The 12,734-nt window shown below is 50.7% G+C and carries 13 protein-coding genes; 11 read left to right on the top strand and 2 right to left on the bottom strand.

Annotation, left to right across the window (positions count from 1 at the left end; all coding sequences use genetic code 11):
- Both ABNS04_RS07945 and ABNS04_RS07940 read right to left on the bottom strand, forming a co-directional pair.
- Window positions 1-350: prepilin-type N-terminal cleavage/methylation domain-containing protein (locus ABNS04_RS07945; protein ID WP_348671330.1), on the bottom strand; the 350-nt coding region annotated here is incomplete at its 3' end.
- Window positions 341-760 carry a hypothetical protein gene (locus tag ABNS04_RS07940; protein ID WP_006954894.1) on the bottom strand — a complete coding sequence of 140 codons (420 nt, stop codon included), beginning with the start codon at window positions 758-760 and terminating at the stop codon, window positions 341-343. The genes ABNS04_RS07945 and ABNS04_RS07940, both read right to left, overlap by 10 nt.
- A 165-nt stretch (window positions 761-925) precedes the next feature.
- Between ABNS04_RS07940 and flhA the strand changes: the two genes are divergently transcribed.
- Genes flhA through ABNS04_RS07885 form a run of 11 tightly spaced genes read left to right on the top strand, consistent with a single transcriptional unit; the run spans window position 926 to window position 12,733 of the window.
- On the top strand, window positions 926-3,064 hold the full coding sequence (flhA, locus tag ABNS04_RS07935; protein WP_272977363.1) for a flagellar biosynthesis protein FlhA: 2,139 nt from the start codon (window positions 926-928) through the stop codon (window positions 3,062-3,064).
- A 21-nt stretch (window positions 3,065-3,085) separates the two neighbouring features.
- Entirely contained in the window at window positions 3,086-4,387 is a 1,302-nt protein-coding gene (gene flhF / locus ABNS04_RS07930; RefSeq protein WP_272977365.1) for a flagellar biosynthesis protein FlhF, read from the top strand.
- Window positions 4,388-4,434: 47 nt separating this feature from the next.
- Window positions 4,435-5,307, top strand: coding sequence for a MinD/ParA family protein (locus ABNS04_RS07925; protein ID WP_006954897.1), 873 nt, complete (start codon window positions 4,435-4,437; stop codon window positions 5,305-5,307).
- Complete coding sequence (locus ABNS04_RS07920) at window positions 5,300-6,025, top strand: RNA polymerase sigma factor FliA (protein WP_006954898.1); 726 nt, start codon at window positions 5,300-5,302, stop codon at window positions 6,023-6,025. Before ABNS04_RS07925 ends, ABNS04_RS07920 begins: the two co-directional genes overlap by 8 nt.
- Window positions 6,026-6,061: 36 nt before the next feature.
- On the top strand, window positions 6,062-6,445 hold the full coding sequence (gene cheY / locus ABNS04_RS07915) for a chemotaxis response regulator CheY (protein ID WP_006954899.1): 384 nt from the start codon (window positions 6,062-6,064) through the stop codon (window positions 6,443-6,445).
- An 11-nt stretch (window positions 6,446-6,456) separates the two neighbouring features.
- Entirely contained in the window at window positions 6,457-7,197 is a 741-nt protein-coding gene (locus tag ABNS04_RS07910; protein WP_272977362.1) for a protein phosphatase CheZ, read from the top strand.
- Between the two features lie 13 nt (window positions 7,198-7,210).
- Complete coding sequence (locus ABNS04_RS07905; protein WP_348671328.1) at window positions 7,211-9,397, top strand: chemotaxis protein CheA; 2,187 nt, start codon at window positions 7,211-7,213, stop codon at window positions 9,395-9,397.
- A gap of 15 nt (window positions 9,398-9,412) precedes the next feature.
- On the top strand, window positions 9,413-10,591 hold the full coding sequence (locus tag ABNS04_RS07900; protein WP_272978879.1) for a chemotaxis response regulator protein-glutamate methylesterase: 1,179 nt from the start codon (window positions 9,413-9,415) through the stop codon (window positions 10,589-10,591).
- A 3-nt stretch (window positions 10,592-10,594) separates the two neighbouring features.
- Window positions 10,595-11,368, top strand: coding sequence for a ParA family protein (locus ABNS04_RS07895; protein WP_006954903.1), 774 nt, complete (start codon window positions 10,595-10,597; stop codon window positions 11,366-11,368).
- A gap of 8 nt (window positions 11,369-11,376) precedes the next feature.
- Complete coding sequence (locus ABNS04_RS07890; protein ID WP_272978876.1) at window positions 11,377-12,228, top strand: chemotaxis protein CheW; 852 nt, start codon at window positions 11,377-11,379, stop codon at window positions 12,226-12,228.
- Window position 12,229: 1 nt separating this feature from the next.
- Window positions 12,230-12,733, top strand: coding sequence for a chemotaxis protein CheW (locus tag ABNS04_RS07885; RefSeq protein ID WP_006954905.1), 504 nt, complete (start codon window positions 12,230-12,232; stop codon window positions 12,731-12,733).
- Window position 12,734 lies beyond the last annotated feature (1 nt).

Below are 12,734 nucleotides of genomic sequence, written 5' to 3'. Positions count from 1 at the left end.
CCATCACAATTAACTGCATTACCGTGATACTGCAAAACACCGTCGTTAAGCCGATAACCCACCTGATCTTCGACTGCGGTTAAGATGATATAGCACGACTGACCGTTGGAACCCGAGTGTAAAGTAATCGACTGGCTGCCGAATATATCGCGGCCCAATTGCAACGCCAGACTGTGTATTTCAAGTGGCGTATGGGCTTGCTTTAGCGCCGATGTTACCGTCGTCAACTGCCAAAGGATAACTTGCACCGATGAGCTAGCGAGCAGCGCCATTAGCAGGCAAGCCACCATTAACTCTATCAGCGCCATGCCACGACAATAGTGAGCTACCGCACATCGGGCTAAACACATGTCGCAACCCCCGGAAGTTCGACAGTGCCCGCATTGCAATAGCGTACGCGACCTAAGGCACTAATCACCCAGCGTAAATGAAGCTCACCTTTGTGCATATTCAAACGACCGGCGCGGGCGTATCCTTGCGGCGCATAAAAAGTCAACGGCCGCGTCTCGTCATCATAATTACTCGAAAACTGCCACCCTCGTGTATCTAACGCATGCTTAATAAATGTCAGGGGCACTTTAATATGACGTTTTTGCGCTTGTGCGCGCGCTTGATACGCTTGCAACAAGTTGAGTCCGCGCAACGCCAGCGCTCGTGCCTCAAGTTGTGAGGTGGTATTTTGCATCGCAGGCACGCCTGCGCCCATTAATACTAAACTCAACAAAGAGCACACAGACCATTCGAGCAAGCTACTCGGCATCACTTCGTTCCTCTTACATCACACCTCGCACAAAGCTAAATCTAAACACCCGAAATACCTAGCCGAGTCATCCGATACGAGCGTAAGCGATAAGCTGATTGTGTTGGCATAAAACTTGTATCTGTTCGGCAGAGAATCATTTTTTTGACGCGCAGGAAACGAAGTATGGCAAGTGGTGCTGCAAAACTGAACAATTTAAAAGGGTTAGCACAGGCAAACTCACACTTAATTAAAGGGTTCGGTACCCCGCTCGCGGTCATGGCAATATTGGCGATGGTGGTATTACCTATTCCGCCGTTCTTACTCGACGTGTTGTTTTCGTTTTCTATCACGCTCTCACTCGTAGTGATGTTGGTCGCCGTTTATACCCAACGCCCGCTCGATTTTGCCGCGTTTCCTACGGTGCTGCTCATCGCCACGGTATTGCGCTTGTCGCTGAACGTCGCCTCCACCCGTGTAGTGTTGCTGAATGGTCACGAAGGCCCCGGTGCCGCCGGTAGTGTCATTGAGGCGTTCGGTAGTGTGGTTATCGGTGGCAACTATACTGTCGGTTTGGTGGTGTTTGCGATTTTGGTCATTATCAACTTTATCGTTATCACTAAAGGCGCAGGGCGTATCTCAGAGGTGACAGCGCGTTTTACTTTGGATGCGATGCCCGGCAAGCAAATGGCGATTGATGCTGACCTCAATGCCGGATTAATCAATCAAGAGGAAGCCAAAGCGCGCCGAAGTGATGTTACTCGTGAAGCCGACTTCTATGGCTCCATGGATGGTGCCAGTAAATTTGTTAAGGGCGATGCCATTGCCGGTATCTTAATATTGCTCATCAACGTGGTGGGTGGTTTCTTAATTGGCATGATCCAGCACAACCTGTCGTTTGGTCAAGCGATTGAGGTTTACACCTTGCTCACCATCGGTGATGGTTTGGTGGCACAGATCCCCGCACTTTTACTCTCTGTGGCTACAGCAATCATTATCACGCGCGAGAACGACACCAAAGATATGGGCGATGCGGTGGTGTTCCAGCTCATCAACAACCCTAAAGTGTTGGTCATCTCAAGTGCGGTGCTCTTTGCGATGGGCGTCATTCCAGGTATGCCGCACTTTGCTTTTTTATCCATGTCGGCTGTATTGGCCGGCGCGGCTTATTACAAAATGCGTCATGCCGAGAGCCAAGAAACTGAACAGGTTGAGCAACAACAGCAAGAGCAACAACAGCAGCTGGCGCAAAAGGAACTCAGTTGGGACGACGTGCGTCACGTGGATACGCTCGGTTTAGAAGTCGGATATCGCTTAATTCCGTTGGTCGATCGAAGTCAGGGTGGCGAATTATTATCGCGCATCAAAGGGGTCCGTAAAAAGCAGTCGCAAGAATTTGGCTTCCTTGTGCCTGCCGTCCATATTCGCGACAACCTCGATCTCGGTCCTAACAGTTATCGCATCACGCTGATGGGGGTGACCATGGGCGAAGCCGAGATCCGTCATGATTGCGAACTCGCGATTAATCCGGGTCAAGTTTTTGGCGAGCTGGAAGGCGAAAAAACCACCGATCCTGCGTTTGGGCTCGAAGCGGTATGGATCCGACCTGAACAACGCGATAATGCGCAAACCATGGGCTACACCGTGGTCGATGCGGCAACCGTTGTGGCAACGCACCTCAGCCAAATCGTAACCAATCACGTATCCCAGCTACTCGGTCATGAAGAAGCACAAGAGTTACTCGATCGCCTCGGTCGCAGTCATCCGAAATTAGTCGAAGGTCTGGTACCCGATTTATTGTCACTGGGCAATTTTGTCAAAGTGCTACAAAACTTGCTGGATGAGGGCATCGCTATTCGCGATATGCGTACCATTGTACAAACATTAGTCGAGTACGCCGGACGCACTCAAGACACCGATGTGTTAACTGCGGCAGTGCGTATTTCGTTACGCCGACTGATCGTTCAAGATATCTCCGAAGGCCAACAAGAACTCCCTGTCATTACTTTGGCGCCAGAGTTGGAACAAATGTTGCATCAGTCTTTACAGGCAGCAGGCAATGAAGCCGAACAACAAGGCGCAGGCATTGAACCTGGCCTAGCAGAACGCCTGCAGCAGTCGTTGAAAGATGTTCATCAACAGCAAGAGATGAACGGCGAGCCATCCGTTTTACTGACATCTGGGCTCCTTCGTTCAACGATGGCGCGTTTTGCGCGACACGCAACAGACGGAATGCGGGTACTGAGTTACCAAGAAATTCCAGATGATAAACAGATTCGAATTGTGAGCTCGATTGGTGGACAACAACAACCAGCAGCTCAATGATAGGGGGATTGACCTGTGAAAATGAAGCGCTTTTTTGCTGAGGATATGCGTCGTGCGTTATTGCAAGTAAAGGAAACGCTCGGACCCGATGCCGTTATCATGTCGAATAAAAAGGTCAACGGCGGCGTTGAGATCGTCGCGGCAATCGATGGTGATGCCGAGTCACCTGCGGCGCCACAATCTGCACCGACGCCTGCACCTGAGACAGAGTCCACGCCAGCCAATTCGCTTGCCGAAATTTTAGCGCGCCAGGCGGAGTCGCAAGCTGCGCCATCACAGCCCCAGCAGACATATAGCGAGCCGGAGCCTCAAATGACCACCTCAGCGAATGATGAACCAAGTTGGCAAGAACCCGAGCTCGACAATCATATTCCAGATTATGTGGGCGGCGGCAGTGCAAGTGAAATCGCTGAACTAAAATCGCAAATCAAAGGTATTCAAAATCTGTTGCAACATCAGTTGAGCGGTTTGATGAAGCAGGAAATCGAACGCGAAGAACCGATGCGAGCATTACTCGTTAAGCGCCTAATGACAATGGGGATCAGTGAGCGTATTGCCGATCAAATCGCATGCTTTATTCCCGAAGGCGATGATATCGAGGATAGTTGGGAGCAAGCGCTACAGCTTCTTGAAGGTCAGCTCAATACCACCCATGACGATATTTTGACTCGTGGCGGTGCGGTCGCTTTAGTCGGGCCAACGGGTGTTGGTAAAACCACCACCATCGCCAAGCTCGCTGCACGTTATGCCCAGCGTCATGGATCTGACTCGGTCGCTTTAATCACCACGGACACGTTCCGTATCGGCGCCAGTGAACAATTAAAAGTTTATGGTCGTATCATCGGCTGCCCCGTAAAAATCGCAAACGATGCAAAAGAACTTGCTGATGCCATGCTGAGCCTGCGTGATAAGCGTCTGATTCTTATCGATACGGCGGGTATGGGCCAACGCGATAAGCGCTTGAGCGAACAGCTTGGACAAATTCTGCAGAATAAACGTCTCAGAATTCGTCCTTATTTGGTATTATCTGCTACAGCGCAGACACAAGTGCTAAACGATACCGTCAAGCAATTCAAAACACTGCCGCTAGCAGGGTGTATCTTTACTAAGCTAGATGAGTGCTTAAGCTTAGGTGAGAGTATCAGTGTTGCTATCGAACAAGGTCTCGCCGTCGGTTACTTGACTCATGGTCAACAAGTACCCGAGGACATCCGTGTAGCTGATGAACATTATATGGTGACCGAGGCTGAGCGCTTGTATGATAAAAGCATTTGTTCGAATGTGTCAGACATGCCAAAATCAAGTTGGCAGGCGGTCCAGTGATGGGCCTTAACGAATCAAGCATCAACCAGCAGTATGAGTTAGAGCGCATGGATCAAGCAAGTGGCTTAAGAAAGATGAAACAGAGCAAAGTCAAAGTCATTGCAGTAACCGGTGGTAAGGGCGGTGTGGGTAAAACCAACATCTCTTTAAACATGGCGATTGCGATGGCCGAACAAGGCAAACGCGTATTGGTATTGGATGCCGATTTAGGTCTCGCCAATGTCGACGTGATGCTTGGGCTGCGCGTGCAAAAAAATCTTTCACATGTGCTCAGTGGACAAGCCGAACTGAGAGATATTTTGATTGAAGGCCCCGCCGGTATCAAAATCGTGCCCGCCACCTCCGGAACGCGCTCAATGATAGAGCTGAACGAGACTCAGCACGCCGAACTTATCCGCGCTTTTAGCGACCTACAAGGTGATTTTGATGTCTTGGTTGTCGATACCGCCGCCGGTATCGGTAACACGGTCGTACGCTTCGCACGCGCCGCGCAAGATGTATTACTTGTGGTGTGTGATGAACCGACTTCAATCACCGATGCGTATGCATTGATGAAAGTGCTCAGTAAAGAGCAGGACGTATTCAAATTTAAAGTGGTTGCCAACATGGTGCGTAATTTGCGCGAAGGGCAACTGCTATTCAATAAGTTGACTAAAGTCACAGATCGGTTTTTAGATGTCGCGATAGAATTGGCCGCCATAATTCCGTTCGATGACAATATTCGTCTGGCGGTACGCAAACAAAAACCGTTGGTCTTAATGCAGCCTCGGTCTCCCGCGTCATTAGCAATTAAAGCCCTTGCGCAGCGTGCGCTCGACTGGCCAGTGCCGGCGCAGCCTGGCGGGCATCTCGAATTTTTCCTTGAACAATTAATAGGATCGGCCGATAACGGTAAGAAGCAGGATGTTGCCAATGAATAAAGCGGCTGTTTACAGTGCCCATGCCGATAATCGCCAAGCGATTATCGAACAACACACGGGTCTCGTGAAGCGCATAGCTCATCACATGATGGCGCGTCTTCCCGCGAGCGTTCAGGTCGATGATCTGATCCAATCCGGCATGATTGGCTTACTGGAAGCAGCACGAAACTTTGACAATAGCAAAGGCGCGAGCTTTGAAACCTTTGCGGGCATTCGTATTCGCGGCGCAATGTTAGACGAGATACGCCGTGGTGACTGGGCGCCGCGCTCAGTGCATCGCAATCATCGGCGTGTACTCGAAGCGATTCGACAGGTCGAAAACGAAACCGGGCGTGATGCCAAAGATGTCGAAGTTGCCGAAAAATTAGAAATGCCGCTCGAGGAATACCACGCTATTTTGCGCGATGTAAACTCGGGACGAATTATCGGAATTGAAGATCTAGGCGTCTCCGAAGATGCTATTATGCCCGAGCAAGTAACCGGTGCAAACTACGAGCCGCAGAAAGACGTTGAAAACGATGCCTTTCATCGCGCACTGGTCGAAACTATCTCGGGTTTACCCGAACGTGAAGCATTAGTGCTTTCGTTGTATTATGATGAGGAACTTAACCTGAAAGAAATCGGTGAAGTTCTCAGCGTGAGCGAATCACGCGTGAGCCAAATTCATAGCCAAGCAATGATGCGCTTAAAAACACGCATGCAGAGCTGGGTAGAGTAATTATCGTAGTAATCGAGAGCCCAAGTGGAGGGAGCTTTGGATAAAAACATGAAAATTCTTGTTGTTGATGACTTTTCAACAATGAGACGAATCATCAAAAATCTTCTTCGTGACCTTGGATTCACCAACATCCAAGAAGCTGACGATGGCAACACCGCATTACCGATGCTCCAACAAGGTGACTTTGATTTTGTCGTAACTGACTGGAACATGCCGGGGATGCAAGGTATCGACTTACTTAAGGAAATTCGTAAAGACGATGACCTCGCGCACTTACCCGTGTTAATGGTCACGGCCGAAGCCAAACGTGAGCAAATTATTCAAGCCGCACAAGCTGGTGTGAACGGCTACATTGTGAAGCCTTTCACCGCTGTAACGTTGAAAGAGAAGCTCGATAAAATCTTTGAACGTATCAGTTAGTGGGCACGGCTATGGTAAAACCATCAGCAAGCATATCGCTCAAGCAAGCGAAGCAATTGGTTGAGTGGCTTGAAGCGGGAGAGCAGTCTAAAGCCGATCAATGGCTAGACGATTTCCATCAAGAGCATGATGACAAGTTGTTCACCTCTGTCGGGCAACTCACCCGAGACCTGCATGAAGCCTTGCAAGACTTCCAACTCGATCCGCGTATCATGCAACTGACACAAGACGATTTGCCCGATGCGCAGAATCGTCTGCAATATGTGATTGAAAAAACAGAAGACGCGGCTAACCGCACGATGGACGCCGTCGAAGCCTGTCTGCCCATGACGGATGAGATGCATCAGCGCGTAGAGCAGGTGATGCCTGCGTGGCAGCGCCTCATGAGCAACGATATTCAGTTAAATGAATTCAAAGAAATGTGTCATCAAGTCGATGCGTTAATGCGCGAATGTGGACAAAACATGCCGCAGATCCATGGTTTGATGACAGAAGTGCTCATGGCGCAGGACTATCAAGATATTACCGGTCAGATCATCCGTCGGGTGATTCAACTCGTAGAAGACGTTGAGAAAAATCTGATCGAGCTGCTCAAGTTGTTTGGTGAAGAGCAAAAATCTCAAGCTAAACAAAATGTAAAAGCAGTCGATAAGAATGCAGCAGAAGGACCGATCATAAACCCTGAGCAACGCGACGATGTTGTAGAAAATCAGGATGACGTGGACGACTTATTATCAAGCTTAGGTTTCTAGGAGAGAGCAGCGCATGAGCTTTGAGATGGACGAAGAGATCTTACAGGATTTCTTAATCGAGGCAGCAGAAATCCTCGAGCAGTTATCCGAGCAACTCGTTCAATTAGAAAACGACCCCGAAAACAAAGATCTCCTCAATGCGATTTTTAGAGGATTTCATACCGTAAAAGGGGGCGCCGGCTTTCTTGCCGTTTCGGCACTGGTCGATACCTGTCATGGTGCAGAAAACGTGTTCGATACCTTGCGTAACGGACAACGCACAGTCACGTCTGACCTCATGGACGTGATCCTGCAAGCGCTCGACACCATCAATGCCCAATTTGCTCAATTACAAGCGCGAGAGGAACCCGAAGCCGCTGACAGCGAGCTCCTCGAAACCCTCCACAAGCTCTCCCAACCCGAATCTGAAGACGACACCGCCGCCGACGACGCCGCCGCCGACGCCGCCGACGACGACGCCGACGTACGTCGCGCCTCCGGCGCGACAAATGACGTCGCCGCCGATACCAACGTAGGTCGCGCCTCTGGCGCGACAAACGATGCCGAAAACACAGTCGACGACATCCAAGAAGACGAATTCGAAGCCCTGCTCGACGAACTCCACGGCAAAGGCCAAGGCCCCGGTGCCTCAAAAACAGCCAATAAAAAAGAAGCACCAAACACCCACACCGATAACGACGAGATCACAGACGACGAATTCGAAGCCTTGCTCGACGAACTCCACGGTTCGGGTAAAGCCCCAACCAGCGCAGAAAAACAGCAAGAAGAACAAAAATCAGCCAGCAAAAGCGACAGCGACGAAATTACCGATGACGAGTTTGAAGCGCTGCTCGACGATCTGCACGGCAAAGGCAAGGCCCCTAAAGTCAACAAAACCGCAGAAAAGCCAGCGCAACAACCTGCAGCAGCCAAAAAGCCCGAGCCTCAAAAAGCAGCGCCTAAAAAGCCCGAGCCGAAAAAAGCTGAACCATCAAAAGAACAAGCCAAGCAGCCGGCGAAAAAGCCCGCCGCGCCGCCACCACCGCCCCCAGAAACCACTGTGCGAGTGGATACCAAGCGTCTTGATGAGATCATGAACATGGTCGGTGAGCTCGTGTTAGTACGAAACCGCCTGTTAAGCCTCAGCAACAGCGACGATCAAAAGCACGAAGAAATGAGCAAAGCCATCGCCAACCTCGATGTCGTAACCGGCGATCTGCAAGGCTCGGTGATGAAAACCCGAATGCAGCCTATTAAGAAAGTCTTTGGCCGCTTCCCGCGGGTCGTGCGTGATCTGGCACGTAGCCTGAAAAAAGAAATTAATCTCGAGATGCACGGCGAAGAAACCGACCTCGATAAAAATTTAGTCGAAGCACTCGCTGACCCACTGGTGCATTTGGTGCGCAACTCGGTCGATCACGGCATCGAAATGCCCGATGAGCGCCAAGCAAAAGGCAAACCCCGCGAGGGAATGGTGACGCTATCGGCGTCACAAGAGGGTGACCACATTATGTTGTCTATTAAAGACGACGGTGCGGGGATGGATGCCGAAAAACTCAAACAAATCGCAATTAAGCGGGGCGTTCTCGATGAAGATGCCGCCGCGCGTATGTCCAACGAAGATGCCTACAATCTGATTTTTGCCGCCGGTTTCTCAACCAAAGAGCAAGTGTCGGATATCTCGGGTCGTGGCGTCGGAATGGACGTGGTAAAAACCAAAATCAGTCAATTGAACGGTAGTATTAAAATTGAATCAGAGCTCGGTAAAGGCACTGAACTACTCATCAAAGTACCGCTCACGCTGGCGATCTTACCGACCTTAATGGTCGAGGTAAAAGATCAGACGTTTGCACTGCCGCTCGCCGTGGTCAGTGAAATTATCGACTTGGATATGGCAAAGACCAATACCGTCGATGGTCAGTTGACATTGATCGTGCGTAAACGAGCGATTCCTCTATTTTTCTTAGAGCATTGGCTGACGCGCCGACCAGAGCGTAATAAGCGAAACGAAAACGGTCACGTGGTTGTGGTGCAGATCGGCAACCAACAAGTGGGTTTTGTGGTCGATGCGCTGATCGGTCAAGAAGAAGTGGTGATAAAACCACTTGATAAACTATTGCAAGGGACGCCAGGCATGGCGGGAGCGACCATTACCAGTGATGGTGGTATCGCGTTAATCATTGATGTGCCAAGTATGCTCAAGTACTACGCGAAACGATAACGGGTAACACTAAAAATGACAGTGAGTGTTTTAGTGGTCGATGACTCGGCGTTCTTCCGACGCCGAGTAACAGAGATTCTTGAAAGTAATAGCCAGATAAAAGTCATCGGTTCAGCAAACGATGGCCGTCAAGCCGTTGAGCAAGCAAAAAGCTTACGTCCCGATGTCATCACCATGGATATCGAGATGCCCGTGATGAACGGCATCGACGCAGTCCGTGAAATCATGCGTGATGCACCTTGTCCTATTTTGATGTTTAGCTCGTTGACGCATGAAGGCGCCACGGCAACGCTGAACGCGTTAGAAGCAGGCGCGGCGGACTTTTTGCCGAAGAAGTTTGAAGACGTTGCGCGTAATCGCGAAGAAGCAGTCAAAACCCTGCAGGATCGCGTCATTGCAATAGCTGCCAAACCGAGCATTCGCCGTCGGCCTTCAGCACGTACAACCAGCCCAACGCCACCCCCGCGTTCAATAACGCCGCGTGAAAGCACCCGTTCTCGGACCTTTGGCGATCGTACATCGACGCGCTCGACAGTCGCGCGTGAACCGGCGCCGCGTGAAGCACCGTCGACTGCCGCACCGGTTGCGACCGAACGGCTAACCATTAATCGAGCATACCAAGTACTCGCGATAGGAACCTCCACCGGAGGACCCGTTGCGCTGCAAAAAATTTTGACGCAGCTGCCACAGAACTTTCCGTATCCGATCGTGATGGTACAGCACATGCCAGCGGCGTTTACCAAAGCGTTCTCGCAACGACTCGATGGCTTGTGCAAAATCTGTGTACGAGAAGCGGAAGATGGCGATAACTTACAGCCTGGAGTTGCCTATTTAGCCCCCGGCGGTAAACAAATGTTAGTGGAAGGGCGAGCCGGAGCAGCACGCTTACGAATTCGCGAAGATAACTCCGGGCGTATTACCTATAAACCCAGTGTCGACCTGACCTTTGCCAGCTTATCCAAAGCTTACGGTGGTAAAGTGCTGGGGGTCATTTTAACCGGGATGGGTGCGGATGGTCGCGAGGGCGCGCGCATGCTTAAAGAGCAGGGTGCAACCATCTGGGCACAGGATGAAGCCAGCTGTGTCGTGTACGGCATGCCGCAAGCGGTCGCAAGCGCGGGTATTTCAACCCGCAGTGTCAGTTTAAACCAAATGGCGAGTGCGTTACTGACCGAAGTCGGTTACGGAGGTTAAGCCATGCATGTGTGGACCATCGCAAACCAAAAAGGCGGCGTAGGTAAAACGACTACAACAGTGGCGTTAGCCGGCTTATTGCAACAGCGAGGTCAACGCGTGTTGTGTATCGACATCGATCCGCATGCATCGCTTACTTTTTATTTCGGTATTGATGCAGAAGAGCTCGATGCGACTGCGTACGACGTGTTCGCGATGGGTAAAAACGTTGATAAAGAAACAACGAAAAGTGCGATTGTCGCGACCGAACATGAGCACCTCGATGTCATGCCCGCGAGTATGGCGCTCGCGACGCTAGACCGTAAGCTCGGTACCCAAGGCGGTATGGGGCTGGTTCTGCAACGGGCGTTAGCGCACGTCGAGCATCGTTATGATTACGTACTAATTGATGTGCCACCCGTGCTGGGGGTACTGATGGTCAACGCCCTGGCATGTTGTGAGCGAGTATTAATTCCGGTACAAACCGAGCCACTCGCGCTGAAAGGCTTAGAACGAATGATGCGAACGCTCGCTTTAATCCAAAAATCTCGAGGACAAGCGCATCAGTATACGATTATCCCGACCCTTTACGATAAACGGACGCGGGCGTCGTTAGATACCTATAAAAAGCTGGCACAGCGTTACGGTAAAAGCGTGTGGAATGGCATGATTCCAATTGATACAAAGTTCCGTGATGCGAGTAATGAACAGTTACCGCCTTCCATGTTTGCGCCTCAATCGCGCGGCGTATTGGCTTATCAAACTCTGCTGACTTATCTGCAGCAGTTGAACCTATAGGAGGTCATGTGAGTCGCTCAAACTACCAAAGTGAACAAGCCATGACCGAGTACCTCGATGCCCTATTGCTAGAGGAAGAGCCCGCCCCGGTTGATTTCGATGACTCGCCTGTGCGGGCATTACTTGAGCGCGCTACGCCTAAGATCCAGACGCTTAAGCCTGAGCCTGTGAGTGAACCAGAACCTGCGCTGAAAACCGAGCCAGCATTGACACCGGAACCTGAACGGGCACCGGAACCAGAGTCTGTGCCGGACGTGCCGGAGTCGGTAGCCGAACAGGACTTCACGCAGACGGAAGTCGCCAAAGCTACAGAAACTGCGGTTGACGCCGATATGCAAGATGACGGCGCAACTCCGCCGCCAACCGACGCGATGATGGAATACCAAGAGAATGACTTCCAAGCGTTATTTTTTAAAGTGGCAGGGCTGACACTCGCCGTGCCATTAAAGAGCTTAGGTGGCATTCACACGTTAGGTAAAATCAGTCCACTGTTTGGCAAACCGCCTTGGTTTAAGGGCATCATGAACGAGCGTGGTAACAAGCTGCAGGCGGTTGATACCGCACGCTGGGTGATGCCCGAAAAGCTCACTGCAGAAGTCGAAGACGGTATTAAATACGAGTATATGATTACATTGAGTGATAGCCCATGGGGACTGTTGTGCGAGGAACTGGTCGATAGCGAACCCTTGCAGCCCGATGCGATTCAATGGCGTAACGGCCCCAATCAAAAGCGACCTTGGCTCGCGGGTGTCGTGCGCAATAGAATGTGCGCATTACTCGATGTAAACGAATTAATTAAACTGCTAGATAAAGGCTTGGGTCATACGCAAAATGGCCCACACAATGAATCGGAGTCATAGTATGGCAACTGAAAACCGCAAAACAAAACAACAAGCTGAAGTCGATAGCAATGATGAAGTGCTTCAGTGGGTGACTTTTCAGCTCGAAGAGGAAACCTACGGCATTAACGTCATGCAGGTGCAAGAAGTGTTGCGCTACAGCGAGATTGCGCCAGTGCCGGGTGCGCCGGATTATGTACTCGGCATCATTAATTTGCGTGGCAACGTGGTCACCGTTATTGATACACGTCTGCGCTTTGGTTTGCCAGAAAACGAAATCACCGATAACACACGCATCGTGATTATTGAGTCGGATAAGCAAGTCATCGGTATTCTCGTTGATAGCGTTGCTGAGGTGGTTTATCTGAAGAAATCTGAGATCGATAGTGCACCGAACGTGGGTACCGAAGAAAGCGCGCGGTTTATTCAAGGTGTCTCGAACCGAGATGGCGAGTTGTTGATCCTTGTCGACTTAGATAAAATGCTGACCGATGAAGAGTGGGATGAAATTTCGCGGTTAGGATAAA

Origin of the sequence: uncultured Idiomarina sp. (assembly GCF_964010655.1) — a bacterium.
Taxonomy (GTDB): domain Bacteria; phylum Pseudomonadota; class Gammaproteobacteria; order Enterobacterales; family Alteromonadaceae; genus Idiomarina; species Idiomarina baltica.
This window is presented reverse-complemented; position numbering and strand designations above follow the sequence as displayed.